At 57.5% G+C, this 17,429-nt stretch carries 13 protein-coding genes; 4 read left to right on the forward strand and 9 right to left on the reverse strand.

Going from position 1 to position 17,429, the window contains the following annotated elements:
* Positions 1-29 precede the first annotated feature (29 nt).
* Both BMW84_RS13300 and BMW84_RS13305 read right to left on the reverse strand, forming a co-directional pair.
* Positions 30-6,878 (reverse strand): S-layer homology domain-containing protein, encoded by a 6,849-nt coding sequence (locus tag BMW84_RS13300; RefSeq protein WP_175498801.1) that lies wholly within the window; start codon positions 6,876-6,878, stop codon positions 30-32.
* 268 nt (positions 6,879-7,146) lie between these two features.
* Positions 7,147-7,623 carry a SprT family protein gene (locus BMW84_RS13305; protein ID WP_091069744.1) on the reverse strand — a complete coding sequence of 159 codons (477 nt, stop codon included), beginning with the start codon at positions 7,621-7,623 and terminating at the stop codon, positions 7,147-7,149.
* Positions 7,624-7,740: 117 nt separating this feature from the next.
* Between BMW84_RS13305 and BMW84_RS13310 the strand changes: the two genes are divergently transcribed.
* The gene (locus BMW84_RS13310; protein ID WP_091069146.1) at positions 7,741-8,100 is read left to right on the forward strand and encodes a hydrolase/acyltransferase; all 360 of its coding nucleotides are present in this window, start codon (positions 7,741-7,743) and stop codon (positions 8,098-8,100) included.
* Between the two features lie 112 nt (positions 8,101-8,212).
* On the forward strand, positions 8,213-8,350 hold the full coding sequence (cmpA, locus tag BMW84_RS13315; RefSeq protein WP_091069148.1) for a cortex morphogenetic protein CmpA: 138 nt from the start codon (positions 8,213-8,215) through the stop codon (positions 8,348-8,350).
* Positions 8,351-8,520: 170 nt separating this feature from the next.
* Here cmpA and BMW84_RS24820 read toward each other — a convergent pair whose 3' ends face one another.
* The 7 genes from BMW84_RS24820 to BMW84_RS13345 form a co-directional block, all read right to left on the reverse strand.
* The gene (locus BMW84_RS24820) at positions 8,521-8,691 is read right to left on the reverse strand and encodes a hypothetical protein (RefSeq protein ID WP_175498802.1); all 171 of its coding nucleotides are present in this window, start codon (positions 8,689-8,691) and stop codon (positions 8,521-8,523) included.
* Positions 8,692-8,815: 124 nt separating this feature from the next.
* Positions 8,816-9,310, reverse strand: a complete 495-nt coding sequence (locus BMW84_RS13320) for a DinB family protein (RefSeq protein ID WP_175498803.1) — start codon at positions 9,308-9,310, stop codon at positions 8,816-8,818.
* Between the two features lie 156 nt (positions 9,311-9,466).
* Complete coding sequence (locus tag BMW84_RS13325) at positions 9,467-10,036, reverse strand: histidine phosphatase family protein (protein WP_368086717.1); 570 nt, start codon at positions 10,034-10,036, stop codon at positions 9,467-9,469.
* 536 nt (positions 10,037-10,572) lie between these two features.
* Positions 10,573-10,752, reverse strand: coding sequence for a hypothetical protein (locus BMW84_RS13330; protein WP_091069152.1), 180 nt, complete (start codon positions 10,750-10,752; stop codon positions 10,573-10,575).
* Between the two features lie 285 nt (positions 10,753-11,037).
* Entirely contained in the window at positions 11,038-12,975 is a 1,938-nt protein-coding gene (locus BMW84_RS13335) for a PTS fructose transporter subunit IIABC (RefSeq protein WP_091069153.1), read from the reverse strand.
* Positions 12,976-13,048: 73 nt separating this feature from the next.
* On the reverse strand, positions 13,049-13,963 hold the full coding sequence (gene pfkB, locus BMW84_RS13340; RefSeq protein ID WP_091069154.1) for a 1-phosphofructokinase: 915 nt from the start codon (positions 13,961-13,963) through the stop codon (positions 13,049-13,051).
* Positions 13,964-13,965: 2 nt separating this feature from the next.
* Positions 13,966-14,712 carry a DeoR/GlpR family DNA-binding transcription regulator gene (locus BMW84_RS13345; RefSeq protein WP_091069155.1) on the reverse strand — a complete coding sequence of 249 codons (747 nt, stop codon included), beginning with the start codon at positions 14,710-14,712 and terminating at the stop codon, positions 13,966-13,968.
* A gap of 285 nt (positions 14,713-14,997) precedes the next feature.
* On the opposite strand from BMW84_RS13345, the gene BMW84_RS13350 reads away from it, so the two are divergent.
* Positions 14,998-15,786 (forward strand): TrmB family transcriptional regulator, encoded by a 789-nt coding sequence (locus BMW84_RS13350; protein ID WP_091069156.1) that lies wholly within the window; start codon positions 14,998-15,000, stop codon positions 15,784-15,786.
* 5 nt (positions 15,787-15,791) lie between these two features.
* Positions 15,792-17,018: an MFS transporter gene (locus BMW84_RS13355; RefSeq protein ID WP_091069157.1), complete on the forward strand. Its 1,227-nt coding sequence runs from the start codon at positions 15,792-15,794 to the stop codon at positions 17,016-17,018.
* Positions 17,019-17,429 lie beyond the last annotated feature (411 nt).

The raw sequence follows: 17,429 nt of genomic DNA on the forward strand, positions 1-17,429 counted from the left end.
CGGGGGCCTTGGTTGTGCGGAGCCGAAGCTTACGGATTCAGCAGTTTGCCGGCTTGCAGCAGGCGAACAAGAATCACGGCCGCTTCCGCGCGGCTGGTGTTCTGGTCCGGCGCAAAGTGATCCGCGGACCGTCCGTTCATGATGCCGCCGGCCACGAGGGCCGCCACTGCATCCTGCGCCCAGGCGGAGATGCGGTCCCCATCCTTGAAGGCGGCATTGCCTTGCGCGGCGGGAACGTCCGTCTGCATCAGCTTCAACGCCCGGGCCGCCATGACGGCCATCTGCTCCCGCGTGATTTGGGCGTTCGGACGGAAGCCGCCGTCCGCATAGCCCTGCACAAGGCCGAGGGCAGCCGCAGCCGCGGCGTCCGAGGCGTACCAGGCGCCGGCCGGAACGTCGGTGAAGGCGGTGCCCAGCGCGGACGCGTCAGGGACAAGTCCGAGCGAACGGACCAGCATGGCCGCGAATTCGGCCCGGCTGACGTTGCCTGCCGGCGCGAAGCTGCCGGCGGACGCGCCGTTCACGATCAGCTTGCTGGCGAGCAGGCCGATCTGGGCTTCCGCCCAGTGGCCGGCGATGTCGCCGAAGCTGACCGGGTTCTCCGCCACGGCGATGATGCCGCCGGGCAGGCTGCTCTTGACGGTGACGGCGGTTGCACCGTTCACCGTCTCGAACAGCGCCGGAACATACTTGAACGTTCCGGCTGCAGGATCAAAGAGCAGCGCGACCGAGGTATTCGGGTCGAGCGCACCGTCCACCGCAAAGCGGCGTTCCGCGTATGCGGTGCCCAGCGTCCCGGCCGTCACGGAGGCCTTGCCGTCCGTGACGGCAACCGTGAAGGCGAGCGGCGCTCCCTTCACGCTGAGGCCCTGCTTGCCGGCTGCGGCAAGCAGCTGGGCCTGCTCGGCGGCCGAAGGCGCGCCGAGCTGCACTTCCAGCACGCCGCCGCTGAGCCCGGCGGCGTCCAGCACCCGCTGTGCCTGCGCCAGCGGGATGCGGTACACCGCGCCGTCATGCGTCACCGCAAGGACGGCGCCATGGCTGGCCACAGCCGCTGCGCGCAGCGCGGCTGCGCCGAAGGCCACGCTGCCGTCCGGTGCGGCAGCCACTTCAATGACGGCCGTGCCGGAGGCGGCCGTCTGGAGCGACTTGTCGCCGGCTTCCGAAGACGGCGCCGAAGCGGCCGGGCTCACACTATTGCCCGGCGTGTTGGGTCCCGGTCCCGTTTCCGGACCGGTCGTGCCCGTAACTGCAAGATCGTACGCTCTGGAAACCCCTCCGACCGTAACGGTTAGCACCGTATTTCCCCCGCGGTAAGCCAAAAGCTTGTTGCTGTTCACCGCAGCAATCGCTGAATCCCCAACGCTGAAGGAGGCCTGCGGAGTGATGTCCGCTCCTGCCGGGTCCAATACCTGAAGGACAGCTGCGTTACCGGCGGATGCTGTAAACGGACCGGTTTGGCCGTTCTCCAGCTTCACTGAAAACTTTAATACCTTCGAAGCGATCCCTTGGTTCCGCTCGTCGATGACAAAACCGGATGCGCCGTTGGCCGTCAGAAACATCCGCTCGCCGCGGATAATCAGATTGTCGGCGATGAGCGAGCCCTTCAGGTCCGCCGTCACGGCAACGCCGCTCGTCCCGGCTCCGTCGATGACGTTGTCGGTCAGCCGGACGCCGTCCATCGTTAAATTGCCGTGCGCAATAATGCCGGAATACGTGCTGTCCACAATCGTATTATTGCGGATGCGGATATCGGCTTTCATATTGCCTTCCCCGGCGTACAGCCACAATCCTCCCAGGTTAACCGTATAGCCGGAATCATAGCTGCCGGTGCGCAGCAATGTGTTGCGTTCCACAACCGTCGTTCCCTGGAACGGTTCTGCGGTGAATCGGGTGGATACGGCAATCCCCGCTCCGTTCGTCACCGTGTCCTTCACGATATTGTCCTGAACCTTGTTATCGCGTCCGCCGAATATAACGATGTTGTCCGCCAGCCACGGCAGGGACACCGTATTGAAACGGGCGGTATTGTTGTAGCTTGGCGTACGCTCCGTACCGTTGACATCGTTCAGCTTTGGATCGGTGAACGACCACATCGCGATGCCGTCATCGCCCGGATAGCGGATGTCGCTCTGCTCCATCATGCTGTTGCCGGTCCCGACGGCAAAGTTAATGCCGTCCGCCATCAGGTTGCGGATGCGCAGGCCTTCCATGTAAAGGCCGTTCGTGCGCGCTTTTTCGCCCATCGGCTGGGTCAGCCATAGGCCTGCTTTCGTATGCTCGATCCAGACGTTCTGGATGACCGATCCTTGGCCGAACGCGCCATGGAACGCATTCGTCACCGCTTCGTCATCGCGAACGTTGATGCCGCCGTCGATCAGCAGATCGTATACGCCAACGCTGCCGCCGTGGCCGAAGAATTTGGCCCCGTCCAGCGTCGTGTACCACATGCCTGCCCCGCGGATGAGCGCGGATTCCAGATCCAGCTGTTCGGCGCCTACGTTAAAGCTGCCTGCCGGGAACCAGACGCCCGTATGCTCCTTATTGGCTTTGGTGAGCGCCTGTTGGAACGCATCCGTGTCGTCGCTGCCGTCATTGGCCGTCGCGCCGAAATCGGCCACGGACACGAATCCGTCCGGCTTTTCCAGCGCGGGTGCGACTTGCTCCATATCCACGAGATCAAGGGTATAGGAAGCGGCGGTGTCGCTGTCTTCTTTGACCAAACGAATCGTCGCGCCTGCCGGCGTTTCGCCGATCAAGGCATGAATTTCGTCAAAGAAGCGGTGCGCGCTTCCCTGCGCCGGATCATTGGACCACGGATAACTGCCGTATTCCCAGGCATATTTGGAGGTCAGGGTCAGCTCCTGCTTCTTCCCGTTGACGTACAAAGACAATGTTTTCACGTCGCCTTGGCCGTCCTGGCTATCCGGTATGGAATAGCGGAGCACCAATGCATTGGCCGGTTTGGCCAGCGTAAACTCCATATAATCGCCGGTATTACTCAAAACAACCGCCTGCCGTCCGGAGGCTTCGGAAGCGACCGTACGGTATTTCCTTGACGGATCGAGGAGCTGCGCATTGGTATCCGCATCCTCGGCTTCGTACGTAATATACGGCAAGGTGGCGCCGCGGTAGGCCTTATTGATGCTGTTCTTGATCGTCAGGCTATCCACGTCGACCAGCTTGAGCACGGCTACGCTGCCGATGAAGCTGACGGTGTTCATGCCTGCCCGCAAATTCAGCGGGAAGGCTTGTTGGTTCCAGGACAAATCCGCAGCCAGCGTAATTTCGCGCTGAGGCAGCCCGTTGACCTCCACCTTTAGCTTCGCGGTCGCGGCCGCCTTGTTGAGATAACTGAGCGCAGCATTGTAGGCTTTTGCCGTATCCGCATGAACGGCAAACCGCAGCACGCCATCGCCGCGGAACGCTTCCGCTCCTGCATACACGGCATCGCCGGGAACCGGGGTGAGGCTCCACAATGCGCCATCTGCGTTAAGGGGGCCGAGAGCAACGGATGAACCGTTATTGGTCAACGTTTGGCTCTTATCCGCATTTTGCAGCAGCGTAAACCCAAGCTTCTCTGGCGTATTCCACTGCGCGAGCTCGGTTGTTCCTGTTTCCGAAATAACGGCTGCCCCATCCTTATCGCGCGCAAGGAAGTGGCCGGAATCCATGTTGACGATCCGTTTGCGGCCGTTAAAATCCTGCAGGCGCCACACTGCGCCGGCAGAAACAGCAGTACTCTCCGCCACAACGATTTGACCGTCCTGTTCAGCCAGAACAGCGCCGGCTGCGTTTTGCGGAACGATTTTCACGAGATTCGTGTCTTCTTGTACCGGCGTTGCGGTATCCGTATTCCGCGGTTCGCCTTCAGGAGTGACGTAATCCTTATCTGCAGCTTCCAGACTCCACTGCACCGAGCTGTCGCTCGTCAGATACAGGCCGTGTTCCGCATATCCGGCACGGTTTTTGATATTGATATATTCATCGTCATATTCGCCGTAAAGACTGCGGATAGTGTAATTTTTGGCATCCGGGGCCAGACTGATGTCCCAGGCGGAAGCGCCGTTTGCCGGCGCGGTGCGCGAGGTCTCCAGGAAGGAGTAATCCCCGTTCAGCGTCAAATAATGACCGGTCGCCCGGTTGACGATATATTGGCCATCTCCCTCGTCAACGACCGTCCAGTGCGAATAACCATTGTTCGCCGCCGGGTTGCCATACAGCACGACGCCATGTTCATTCTCGTACAGATATTCGCCGGTATTGGCGTTTTTGAGACGTACCGGTTCAGATGGCAGCGGCTGCGGCGCGATGACCGCCGGCTCGGCCGTGAAATGAGCATCCGGTTTATTGCTTATGCCGTCCACTCTGCTGATCCGAAGGACGGGATAATCATCGGCATCCTTCGTGCTGTAAAGATAATGCCCTCCCCAACCGCTCTTAAAAGTGGTATCTCCATGTTCATCCATACCGACATACCATTTAATGCTGGCCCAAACATCGTAAACCACTTTATCGGTCAGCACCGGAAGCTGCGGGGAATCCGATTCAATCACCTTCTCGAAGGATTGCAGCGACAGATATCTACCTGTTCCGCGGTTCTGGATTTTGACTTGCCCGTTCGCGCCGGCGATCTCCTGCAGCTGCCAGACGAACGAATCATCCGACAGATCCAAATCGCCGTATGTCACTTGACCGACGGTTGCATCGTCCACGGCCGGCGCGGCGTTTACTTCAGCCGTCAGTTTATGCTCCTGCCCCCCGGCAGAATCGGCTCCACCCGCTGTAATAGAATCATCGGCTTGATCCGCCGCATCAGCCGAATCATGGGTATTCGCTTTATCGTCTGAGCTCGCCGGAGCGGCGGGGCCGCCCTGATCATCGGGAGCATCCATGCCGCCGTTACCGTTAAGGATCGCGGGTCCCGTGTCCGTCACTTCCTCTTCCAGCTTACCGCTGGCCTGAGGCGTTGGTACCGGACCGTCCTTCAGATACAGCTCTTCCCCATCCGCGGCGCCTTGAAGCTTAAAGCGGAACAAATCCTGCTTCTTCTCCGTGACCGGGACAAAACGCCACTGCGGGCTGCCCCAGGCCGGATTGATGGCGCCGTATTCAGCGTATTTGGTCAGGTTTTGCAGCGAGATATATTTCTCCGGTTGTTTATTCGGCTCCTTGTCGAGCACACTCGAGATCACGTACGTGCTGTTGCCGATATTTTTCCCCGTCCAGATGTACGCCGGATCGACGTTGTTCAAATCGCCCAGCGGCGACACCTGGAGATGGCCGTCCGGCATCTGCGCGATGTTGAGATAATGGCCGGTCGCGCGGTTCTTAAACAGCTTGCGGCCGTTATATTTCACCACCAGCCATTGGTCGCTGCCGTCTTCCTGCATGTTGCCGTATTTCAGGAGTCCTTCCTTGCTTTCGTACCAATAGAAGGACTGCCAACCGTTCTGAATCCGGATGTAATGCTCCGAATTGTCGACGGGCGCAGCCGGATCGGCCAGCTGCCATTGGGCATTCAGCGAAGCACTGTCGGTTCCGGCGCCGGTATTGCCCCCGCCCAGTATGGACAAATAGCTGCCCGTGTCGCCGACATTGCCGATGGTCATATAGTCATCGAAATCATCCGATTCCTTGAGGGTCCATTGATCGGTTGCCGAGCTAGCGCTCAGCGGAAAGGCTTTAACGGTACCCTCCCCGTACGATAAATAATGGCCGGTGGCCGCGTTGCGCAGCCGTTTGTGGCCGTCATAATCCTCCAGATACCACAAAAAGCTGTTGACGTCGGCCGCATCCGCAATCGCGCCATGCTTCAAACCACCGCCGGCCGTCTCGTACAAAAAGTCTGCCGGTGACTGGGCATCCGTGTAGGCGGCCAGCCTAACGGGCTGGAAATCACTCACCGGTACAATTTTCCACTGGGCATTCGTGCTGCCCGCCGGCCAGTTATTGGAGCGCACGTCGTGGTCATCGTTAAACTGCGGATTCAGCCATAAAGGCTTGCCTCCATCCGTTAACCCGCTATTCCGGAAGGTCACATAACCGGCTCCGTCCTCTCCGGCTGCCGCTTCCTGAATCCAGTCGCTCAGGGCCGACTTCGCCGGATCGATCTTCGCCGAGAATACACCATACCAATGCTGCTCGTTCTGCTTGATATAGTTGCCGGTCGACTTGTTGCGGATGTGCAGCGTTCCCTGCGAGCCGCCTGCTTCGATATACCACTGTGCGGCTTCGTTGGTGACAGGCTCGCTGCCCCATAGAACTTTACCGTCTTTTTCATACATGACCTGTCCCGGCCGCATCCGGCTTTCCAGCCGTACCGGGGATGGTGCGTTCAATGGAACAAACGCCCACTGCGGACTCTCGAACGTAATGTTGATATCCGCGCTGACCTGCGCATAGCCGAGCTGCTGCTCTTCGTGGATGACCAGCTGGCTCAGCGGTTCGGTGGCGCTGCGGATCACCATATAGCCATTACGGCTCGAAGTGTCGATCAGCCACTGATCTTTTGCACCCGAAGCCGCACCTGCTTTCAACGAATCTTCCTTACCGTTATTGCCGGTCAAGGTGATGAAATGCCCGGTCTTCTCGTTCTGGATCCGCGATATTCCGTTATCCGTCAGCACCTTCCAATGCGCCGAGGCATCGACGGGATTAGTCATCCCGTAACGGACGATCCCGTCACTCGTTTCGTACAAATAATTTCCTTTCCACTTGTTCTTGATGAGGACCGTGCTTGTCGGAACATCCTTTGCCCCGGTTCCCCCTATCTCAGCCGCATGCGCCAACCCTCCGCCGGACCCGATATAGGGCAGACCCGGAATGAACAGCAGCAATGCCAGCAGACCCGCGATGGCGGACCTGAATCGCTTCATGTGTTGCGCCCCCTCTGCTAAAATGGACTTCTTTTCCATCTTAGTTTGATAGCGTTTACATATCGATGTGTGATTTTATCCAGAAAACGGTGCGATTGTACGAAGATGCGCCGCAAAAAAAGAAGCGCGCAGTAACTGCGGCTTCTTCATGTCCCGAAAGTTGTATGCTAATATTCTCTACTCCATCCCAAGCCATTCAGCCTGCGGATCGCCTGCAGCCGTATACGCCCGGCGCCTCGCAACGTAAAACACAGAAATCGCGCGTCCTTCACTTTCCGCTCTCCTTGAGCACGAGCAGTTTCAGCATGCCCGCGCAGCGGCCGCAGCGGTATTTGCGGGGATCGGGCTTCCGCTTGCGCGGATATTCCATGGCGCAGGAGACGCAGACGAGCTTGTAGCGGATCGGCAGCGGCTTGCGCGCCTGGGCGCCGGGAAGCGACTGGCAGTACCGGCTGCCGCCCACCCGGGCCAGCAGCTGCTTAAAATCGGCGTCCCGGTGCATATATCCCCTTTTCGCCAAATGCAGGTGATAGTGGCAAAGCTCATGTTTGATAATTTTTTCCGTCTCTTCCCTGCCGAACATCGTCAGCTGCCGGGGGTTGATCTCGATATTGTGGCTTTTGGTAAAATAACGTCCGCCCGTCGTCGTCAGCCGTCCGTTGAAGCTGGCTTTATGCCGGAACGGAACGCCGAAGCTGCGCAGCGATACCTGCTCGATCCATTGCTGCAGCTCCTCATTGCTCATATTCGTCATCGCCGCTCCCATCCATTTCTCTCTTTCGATTTCTCTACCACTTGAATTGTAACTTGTGCATACGCTAAACTGTCAAGAAGAAAGACAAGTACGGAGGGAGAATACAAGATGCCGAAAATGCGGTACGTCATTTTACAGCAGCAGCAGGCGCTGCAATTCGTGGAGATGCCCGAAGAATATGCCTATCAGCTGAGCGCGCTGAATCTTCGCCTCAATAAAGAGATCGACAAGTTGACTGCGGACAACGTGCCCGATCTGCCGCTGGCCGTCGCGGAATGCGATGCGCTGGAGCTGCTGCGCGAAGGATATACGCTGGAGTCCGGGATCGATTACATTAACCGGCTGGAGCGCGCTTTTGCCGCCATCCAGGAGAGCCATTACCCGCTGATTGCCCTGCTTACAGAGATCCGCGCGCTGCAGGCCCAACTGGAGCAGTGGTACGAAGAAGAAGCAGAGAACGCGCATTAAGCACTCTGCGATTGATCGTCGTTTTTGGCTGAAATGCCGGGAAACCGCACCTTTCCTGGGCTGCTTTCATAGGCTGTAGGTAAACCGGAAGCATGCCAGAGGAGGGATTCCCTTGCCGCAATGGCTTTGCCATCAGCTGATGAAGGCGTATTTGCGAAAGGACCGCCGGCAGATCAAGCTGCTGAACGAGTGCTGGTTCTTCTACCGCAACTCCGCCGCGCCGCATGACGTGATGAAACATGAGGTTTAACCCGGAAGCCGTAATTGCCTGAGGGGCGATGCGGCTTTTTGTTGCGGGCTCAGGCCGTTCCGGACCGGAGTGGACGGTGCCTTGCGTTGCGTACTTCTTTTCCCCGAAAAAAAGACACAGGCTGCTTCGTCGCCGCCCGCGTCTTCTCCGTTGCTTATCCGGTTTACCTATCAGAACATTGGGAACACGTATCTCACCAGGAAAAACAAAATCCCGAAAATAATAATGACATACGCCGCGTATTTGATAAAGGTTGATGCGACAAGGCTGGAATCCGACTTATGCTGTACCTCTCTGTGCTCCACTTCAACGCTTCTGTCCTTGGTGGTGTTCGGCTCCATAATCGATCTCTCCTTTGTCCGCTAATGTGCGATGCTTGGTTGTATGCCATCCATTAACCGGGGACTTTGGTCCTGAAACAAGGGCGAATCGCCTGGCTGTGCCTTTTACCCTCTGAAAAAGCGTTTAATTGAACCGGCGGTTGCTCGGCCACGAGCCTTGCAGCTTGCGGACCAGCACGATCTGGCCGGTATGATAGGCGTCATGCAAAATGAGGCTCATCACTTCTTCGCCCGGCGCATGCCCCGAACCGCCCCAGTCGTAGGCGCCTTCCTCCAGCGCTTCAATGATCACGCGCAAATCCGCATGCACGCTCTTCAGCTTGTCCACGGCCTGCTGCCACGCCTCATCCCCGCTTTCGGTCACCGTAAACGTAGCGTCGTTGCTCTCGAGATCCGGCAGCTTCGGAAGTCCCTTGAGCTTGCGGAGCAGCCGTTCCTTGTAGTACGTCAGGTGGTTGACTGTCTCCCAGATCGAATTGCCCGCGGCACCCTGCGGCTTCCACAGCGCCTGCTCGCTGCTCACGCCATTCAGCGCATCGCTTAGCGGCGGCGACCAATCCTCAATATCCATGGCATAATCCCAGTTTTGCAACAGGACTTCGCTGATTTTATTTTGCATGTTCATACCTCCCGTAGGTTTTTTGGATAACTATACTTTACCATTTTGTGAAGGTAAAATCATGGTCCGGGAACATGGGGCGCTTGTCCGAACGGGGACGTCGGGACACCAGTCAAGGGTCAAAATGCGGGAAGCCTGCGGGGCGGCCCCACCTAGTCAAGGGTTCCAAATGCGGGTCACCCGTGGAGCGGCCGCCCCCTCCGCTTCCAGTTCAAGCCGGTAAATATCCGGCATTGACGTGGAGGCCCAGAAGCTGTAGCCATACGCCGGATTCCACCGGTTCAGCAGCAAGGTCATGATGTCGCCATGGGTGCCGATAACGATTCGGCGGCCGGCATACCGCTTCAAAATCGGCTCCACCCCTTCCATAACCCGCCGCTGAGCGGCATCACCCGATTCTCCTCCTGGAAAAGCCAATCCAAAATCGCTGTAGAGTCGGCGTTTCGCTTCCGCAAAGCTGAGGTTGCCGAAATCGCCTGCCGCCCGCTCCCGCAGCGCTTCAATTCGTTCAATCGGCTTGCCCAGCCGGTCAGCCAAAGGCTGTATAGTCCGTATCACCCGCTCGTAAGGGCTTGAGAGGAAAAGATCGATGCACTCATGCTGCAGAAGCTCCGCAATGGTGAACGCATCCTGATCGCCTTGATCGGAAAGGCCTCGCTCCCGTTCCTGCCCGGGCATGTAGACCGATTCGGCGTGGCGGACGAGAAATAAAGTAGTCGTTGTCATGAACATTCCTCGTTTCATTGGGCGAGATGAGCATCGGATTCATTCGCACAATCCGGATGCGTTCTGGCCTATGCTGGTTTACGTAAAAAAGGCGGAACATACCGCCTTAAATTAGGCGTTGCATTCGCTGGTTCATTAGTGGGATTTTATCCCACTAATTTAGGCGATTGGAGACGACATGCTATTTAGTGGGATTTCATCCCACTAATTAGGCTTGAAATGAGCAAATTGGGGCGTTTGATCAAATATAGAGGGAGGTATTCCCACTATTTGTGTTAAAAGCGGGGATTGGCGAAAATTAGTGGGAGGAAATCCCACTAATTTATTTTTCGCCTCTCGCTATGCACGAGCCCGATGGATTTACTTGCAAAACATTACTTGCAAATCCTTCCTCTGTACTCCTCAAGTACCTCAGATATCAACCGCTTGAGCTAACCGCTCTATCTCAGCCTCTTAACCCAACCGCTAAACTATAACCGTTAACGTTACTGTTACCGTGACCATTACCATGCCAAACCCTATGTATAACTCCAGCCCTAAAATCCGCCTCTAAACTCTAACGCTCCCAAATTTAAACCCGCAAACCTCTCAAACTTCTCAAACCTCTCAAACTTCTCAAACTTCTCAAACTTCTCAAACCTCTCAAACCTCTCAAACCTCTCAAACCTCTCAAACCTCTCAAACCTCTCAAACCTCTCAAACTCTAACCCGCTCAAGCTTTACCCCCGTATTCTGCTCACTCCTCAAAATTACCGCATTCGCCCGTGAGCCGCAAGCTGGCGCTACGGATATTGCACGGGCAAAGGCTGGAGTCTTGTAACGCAAGGTTGCGGGCAGAGTCGGTATAGTGGGCCGTGAACTTAACACAAGCCATGGGCTTAACGCAAGCCGTGCTCGCCTCTAGGCGGCTTCTGGAAGCCCCACACAAGGCAGCACGCCCGCTAAACGCAAAAGCCCCTGTTCCATGAATCGGAACAGGGGCTTACACGTACTAGAGTCGCTTATTTCGAAGACAGCGGCTTTTTCCACAGGCCGAGCATCAGGCCGGAAACAACGGCGCCGATGGCTACAGCGAGCAGGAACAGCAGCGCGTGATTGGCGAGCGCCGCGGCGAACACGCCGCCGTGCGGTGCCGGAACATTGACGTTCCAGAGCTGGGTCAGGCCGCCGGCGATCGCGGAACCAATGATGCAGGTCGTCAGGATACGCAGCGGATCCGCCGCCGCGAACGGAATGGCGCCTTCCGTGATAAAGGACAAGCCGAGCACATAGTTGGTCAGGCCGGATTGGCGTTCTTCGTTCGTGAATTTATGCTTGAAGAACGTCGTTGCCAGGGCGATTGCGAGCGGAGGAACCATACCGCCTGCCATGACGGCCGCCATCATCAGGCCGTTGGTGTTGCCGCTGGAGGTAAACACGCCGATGGCGAAGGTATACGCGGCTTTGTTGAACGGGCCGCCCATGTCGATGGCCATCATGCCGCCGAGAATAAGGCCGAGCAGCACTTTGTTGCCGGTACCGAGACTGTTCAGGCCGTCGATGAGGCCGGTGTTGATCCAGCTGAAAATCGGATCAAAGATAAAGTACATAACCGTGCCGGTGATCAGCAGCCCAAACACTGGATACAGCAGGATCGGCTTGAGGCCGTTAAGCGATTTCGGAACGCCCGTAAAAAGTTTGCGCAGCCCGAGAATGACGTAACCGGCAAGGAAACCGGCGGCCAGACCGCCCAGGAAGCCGGCGTTCGACGTTGCGGCGAGATAGCCGCCGACCATACCGGGCATGAGCGCCGGACGGTCGCCGATGCTCATGGCGATGAAGCCGGCGAGAATCGGGATCAGGAAGTGGAACGCACCGTCCCCGCCGCCGATGGTCATCAGCAGCTTCACGAGTTCGTTATCCGGGCTCAGCGTACGTTCAAGCAGGAAGCAAATGGCCAGCAGGATGCCGCCACCGACGACAAACGGCAGCATATGCGAAACGCCGTTCATCAGGTCTTTATAGATTCGGCCGCCGATGCTCGGCTTGCCCGCCGAAGCGGAGTCCGAAGAAGCTGAGGTGCCGCCCTGCGCGCGGTAGATCGGCGCATCGCCGCCTGCTGCCTTGCGCAGCAGCTCTTCCGATTTGCGGATGCCGTCGCTGACTGGACGCTGGAGCACCGGCTTGCCGTCGAAGCGGGCCATCTCCACTTGCTTGTCGGCGGCTACGATGACCCCGCTGGCACGGCGGATTTCCTCTGCGGTCAGCACGTTTTTCGCGCCTTCGGAACCGTTCGTTTCCACTCGGATGTTGATACCGAGCTCTTTGGCTTTTTTCTTGAGTGCGTCCTCCGCCATGAATGTATGCGCGATGCCGGTCGGGCAAGCGGTTACAGCAACGACAAAAGCTTCCGATGCCGGATTGCCGACAAATGTTCCTTGTGTCATAGATGCGTTGTTTGATGAAGCGGATTCGGATTGTTCTGCTTGTTTGGCCGCATCCTGCTCCGCTTGCTTCGCATCGAACAGTGCTGCCACTTCATCCGGCGTCTTCGTGTTCTTCAGCGCAGCTATGAAGTCGGCATCGATCAGCAGCCGGGAAAGCGCGGCCAGCGTGCGAAGATGGGTATTGCCCGCTCCTTCGGGTGCAGCGATCATAAAGAACAGGTACACCGGCGCTTCATCCAGCGCTTCAAAATCCGCGCCGCCGGCGCTCTTCGCGAACAACACTGTCGCTTCGTTGACCGCCTTCGTTTTGGCATGCGGCATAGCAATTCCCCCGCCGATACCGGTACTGGACTCTTTTTCGCGCTGCAGAATCTTTTCCTTAAACAGCGCTTTATCGTTGATGCGACCGCTTTCATCAAGCTTGGCGATAAGCTCGTCGATGGCAGCCTCTTTCGTGGTGGATTGCAAATCCATGATCATGATATTTTTGAGCATCAGATCGGTAATTTTCATCTGCTTCAGCTCTCCTTTTCAGTTCCGGCAGGCGCGTCTTGCCGGGCGCCCGCCTATTTATGCTTGTTGTTCTTTACTGAACGGCTTTGATTTGAATGTCCGGCAGCAGGCGCATAATCTCTTCGCGCGAGGCCAGATCATCGGCAAACGCCGTTGCGCTGCCGCAGGCGACGCCGGACCGGAAGGCTTCCATCTCGTTCCCGCCCTGGTGCAGCGTTCCTACGAACCCGGCAATCATCGAATCGCCGGCGCCGACGGAATTGCGCACCGTCCCGGACGGGGCCGAGGCATGATAAGCGGCTTCCGGCGTAATCAGCAGCGCGCCTTCGCCAGCCATCGAGATCAGCACATGTTTGGCGCCGAGCTCCAGCAGCTTGCGCCCGTACACGATCAGCTCTTCCCGTGTTTCAAGCTCTACGCCAAACAACTCCGCCAGTTCGTGATGATTCGGCTTTACCACCAGCGGTCCTTGCGGCAATGCATCCAAAAGCGCCTGGCCCGTCGTGTCGATGACGAATTCCGCTCCGGCCTGTTTCGCCGCCTGGATCAGTTTGCCATAAAATTCTCCGCCGAGCGCTGGCGGCGCGCTCCCGGACAACACCATGATGTCTCCCGGCTGAAGCCCGGACAACTTCCCGAGCAGCGCTTCTGCCTCTGCCGCCGAAATGTCAGGGCCAAGACCGTTGATCTCCGTCTCTTCCGCCGACTTCAGCTTTACATTAATCCGCGTATCGTCCTGAACAAAAACGAAATCGCAGCCGATGCCTTCCTCGCGCAGCTTGTCATCTATATAACGGCCGGTGAAGCCGCCGAGAAATCCGACGGCCGTATTGCCTACCGCAAGCTGATTCAGCACCCGGGAGACGTTGATTCCTTTTCCCCCCGGCAGCTTCAGATCCCGCTTCATCCGGTTCAGGCTCCCCAGCTCAAGATTCTCGACCTCCACGATATAGTCAATGGATGGGTTAAGCGTAACGGTGTAAATCATGTTCATCCCTCAATTACTTTGGTTTTTTGGACAATGGCGGCGCGCATCGGCTCCGGAACCGAATCCGCGATTATGACCGCCTCCGGCACATCGAACAGTTTGGCAAAAGAGACCTCGCCGAACTTGCTGCTGTCCGCCAGCACGAAGGTCTCGGCCGACAGCTGATGCGCTCTGCGCTTCACCAGCGCTTCTTCCGGGTCGGGCGTCGTAAAGCCCATGTCCGCGTCTACCCCATTGGTTCCCAAAAAGCATTTGTCAAAACGGAAGTTGTCCATGTTCTGAAGGGCGATACTGCCGATTACCGCTTTCGTGTGGCTCTTCATCATCCCGCCCAGCAAATAGCTGCGGATCTGCTTGCTGACCAGAGCCTCCACATGCGAAAGGCCGTTAGTGACCACAATAATGTCACGAGCTTCAATATATGGAATCATCGCTAACGTAGTCGTTCCCGCATCCAGATAAATGCATTCACCGTCATGCACCTGTGAGGCGGCCAGTTTGGCGATTCTGGTCTTTTGCTGAACGTTTTTGGAGGATTTCTCTTCCATCCCCGGCTCCAGCCCCCGATGTACGGGCAGCGAGGCGCCGCCGTGTATCCGCTTCAAAGCCCCGCGGGCCTCAAGGTCGATCAAATCGCGGCGTACCGTGGATTCAGAGGCGTTCAGCTCTTCCATAAGCTCTTGGATCTTCACGATCTTCCGTTCCTGTAAGCGCTGTAAAATTAGCGTGTATCGTTCTTCGGTTAACATTTTTCATCCTCCAACAAAATCTATAGTATCATAAACCTTCAAAAAAACAATCACTAAAATTCAAAATCATTCAAATATCTTCAACCATTCTATGGTTCGTCACGCTTCTGTAACGAATACAGCTTCTGGGCCCTTATACTCTGTCCAATTATACCAAATCTTCTCACGGCAAAAAGCGACAACCTGCAATACGTGACCGACTGGAATCCATTCCCTTGACAGTTCGCCTTTAGCGGGAGTAGTATTCTAAAATACGTCTAAGCAATTCAACAAGGAGGACCCGTTATGATCGAATCCCTGCGCAGGCTGGGACTATCGGATCTGGAGGCCCGGTGTTATTTGACGCTCCATGGGCAGCCTGCCTCTTCCGGCTATGAGGTTGCCAAGCAGGTGTCGGTGTCCCGTTCCAACGTATATGCCGCGCTGCGCGGTCTTGCGGAAAAAGGCATCTGCCGTACGCTCGAAGGCGATCCGGTGCTGTATGCCGCCGTTCCGATCGGTGAAGTCATCAAGCTGCTGCAATACGATTTTGAGCACACCGCACGCGTGCTGAAGGGGGAGCTGACGGCTCCGGCGGAGACGCCGGCTTTTTTCTCCAACTGGAAAGGCGATAAGCAGGTCGATCTGGCCATCCGCCGGCTGGCCGCCAATGCGGCCCACGATATTCTCGTGGATCTCTGGTCCGAGGACCTGCACCGGCTGGAGGAGCCGCTGCTGGCGGCCGAAGCCCGGGGGGTCGAGGTGCATCTGATGGTAATCGGCGAGGTTCCTACGAAGCTGAAGCATGTCATGGTTCACAGCCGCGGTGAAGGCGCGCCGCCCAAACTTCGCAATTTCTCGCTGCTGCTGGACCAAAAGGTGGCGCTGCTCGGCAACTTCGGCAGCCAGACGCCGGCGCTGGCGCTGGAAAGCAATCATTTTTCCCTGCTGGATGTCTTGGATTCGGCTTATTTCCATGATGTAGTGATGCAGCGGATCGAACGCGACTTCGCGCCCGAGCTGCTGGACCGTTACGGACCGGACTATGCCCGGATTCGCCAAGAGCATCCCGAGATGGATCGAAAGAAAGGATGACATTCATGAGTACCATAGCTCCGTCCGTGATGCACAACCGTTCCTTTGTGTCTCTGTGGATCGCCCGGATCTTCAGCACCACCGCTTTTCAAATGCTGTCGGTCGTCATCGGCTGGCAGATGTATGCGCTGACCGACAGCGCGTTCCAGCTTGGCCTCGTCGGCCTGGCGCAATTCCTGCCGATGCTGATTCTTACGCTTCCCGCCGGACAGGTCGCCGACCGGTATGACCGGCGCACGATTGTGTATTTATGCCAGCTCTTCGAGTGCCTCGTCGTGGTGGCGCTTCTGCTCGGCAGCATTCAGGGCTGGATCGATCCGATCCACATTCTGATCGGAGCGGCGATTCTCGGCGCCAGCCGGACCTTCGAAAGCCCGGCCTCGGCCGCGCTCGTTCCGGATCTCGTGGACCGCGAGCAGCTGCCGCAAGCCGCCGCCTGGTCCGCCTCCGCCATGCAAACGGCCATGATCGTCGGCCCGGCGCTCGGCGGCGTGCTCGTTGCCTGGGGCACTTCCTACGCTTATATCGCTTCGCTCGTTGCCCTGGCGGTCTCCACGGTACTGATCTTCAGCGTCAAGGTCGTCCGCCATGTCCGAAAACCCGATGCCGTCACGATGGAGACTTTCCTCAGCGGCCTCAAATTTGTTTTTAAGCGTAAAATCATTCTCGGCACCATCTCGCTCGATTTGTTTGCCGTCCTGCTCGGCGGCGCGACCGCGCTGCTGCCGATCTTCGCCGAAGACGTGCTGAAGACCGGCTCGCTGGGCCTCGGCCTGCTGCGCTCCGCGCCGGCGGTTGGCGCATTGGTCGTCTCGCTGATCCTGACCCGCGTCTCGCTGGAAAACGCGATCGGCAAAACGCTGTTCGCATCGCTCGCGGTCTTCGCGCTGGCCACGGTGCTGTTCGGCATCTCCAGCAACATCTATGTATCGCTGTTCGCGCTGTTCCTGACCGGCGCGTCCGACGTCGTGAGCGTCGTGATCCGCTCTACGCTCGTGCAGGTCAACACGCCGCTGGATATGCAGGGACGGGTCAACGCCGTCAACTCGCTGTTCATCGGCACGTCCAACCAGCTCGGCGAATTCGAGTCCGGCACGATGGCCGGCCTGGTCGGCGCCGTTCCGGCCACCGTTATCGGCGGCCTCGGCACCCTTGCCGTAGCGGTCATCTGGATGTACTGGCTGTTCCCGGTACTGCGGGGATTGAAGACGTACACGGTGGAGGAAGGATAAGGAAGCGTGGGATGCACGCGGAGCAAGCCCCCGTCGGGTGGACGGGGGCTTGCTTTTTCATATGATCAGCGTCCGCCGCGGAGCTCACTCAGCGCTCGTCGCTTGACGGGGCGTGCCGCAAAGGTAGCCTGCGGTCGCGATTGGTTACGGACCCGCTCACCTCACATTGGCACATGGACTAAAAATAACAAACCTGATGCTTTATTCGCACAAGCAGCACCTGTGGCATGCAATATTAGTAATAGCACATTCCCCAGCGCCGATTATTGCTATGGCCTCTCTGATGCGCGAACTGAGATCCCACGCGGCTTGAAAGCATTTTTCACAGATAAAGCTCTGTTTCTATCCTTTCGCGCCATCTCTTACGGACCTGAGCGCCGCTATTCGTCGATAATGAGGCTTTTCGGCTCG

It is taken from the genome of Paenibacillus sp. NFR01 (genome assembly GCF_900111565.1).
Classification (GTDB): domain Bacteria; phylum Bacillota; class Bacilli; order Paenibacillales; family Paenibacillaceae; genus Paenibacillus_AQ.

Bases quoted from the DNA above. Each gene is read 5' to 3' on its own strand.
- BMW84_RS13300 (WP_175498801.1), bottom strand. From the start codon at position 6,878: ATGAAGCGATTCAGGTCCGCCATCGCGGGTCTGCTGGCATTGCTGCTG.
- BMW84_RS13305 (WP_091069744.1), bottom strand. From the start codon at position 7,623: ATGAGCAATGAGGAGCTGCAGCAATGGATCGAGCAGGTATCGCTGCGC.
- BMW84_RS13310 (WP_091069146.1), top strand. From the start codon at position 7,741: ATGCCGAAAATGCGGTACGTCATTTTACAGCAGCAGCAGGCGCTGCAA.
- BMW84_RS24820 (WP_175498802.1), bottom strand. From the start codon at position 8,691: ATGGAGCCGAACACCACCAAGGACAGAAGCGTTGAAGTGGAGCACAGA.
- BMW84_RS13320 (WP_175498803.1), bottom strand. From the start codon at position 9,310: ATGCAAAATAAAATCAGCGAAGTCCTGTTGCAAAACTGGGATTATGCC.
- BMW84_RS13325 (WP_368086717.1), bottom strand. From the start codon at position 10,036: ATGACAACGACTACTTTATTTCTCGTCCGCCACGCCGAATCGGTCTAC.
- BMW84_RS13335 (WP_091069153.1), bottom strand. From the start codon at position 12,975: ATGAAAATTACCGATCTGATGCTCAAAAATATCATGATCATGGATTTG.
- pfkB (WP_091069154.1), bottom strand. From the start codon at position 13,963: ATGATTTACACCGTTACGCTTAACCCATCCATTGACTATATCGTGGAG.
- BMW84_RS13345 (WP_091069155.1), bottom strand. From the start codon at position 14,712: ATGTTAACCGAAGAACGATACACGCTAATTTTACAGCGCTTACAGGAA.
- BMW84_RS13350 (WP_091069156.1), top strand. From the start codon at position 14,998: ATGATCGAATCCCTGCGCAGGCTGGGACTATCGGATCTGGAGGCCCGG.
- BMW84_RS13355 (WP_091069157.1), top strand. From the start codon at position 15,792: ATGAGTACCATAGCTCCGTCCGTGATGCACAACCGTTCCTTTGTGTCT.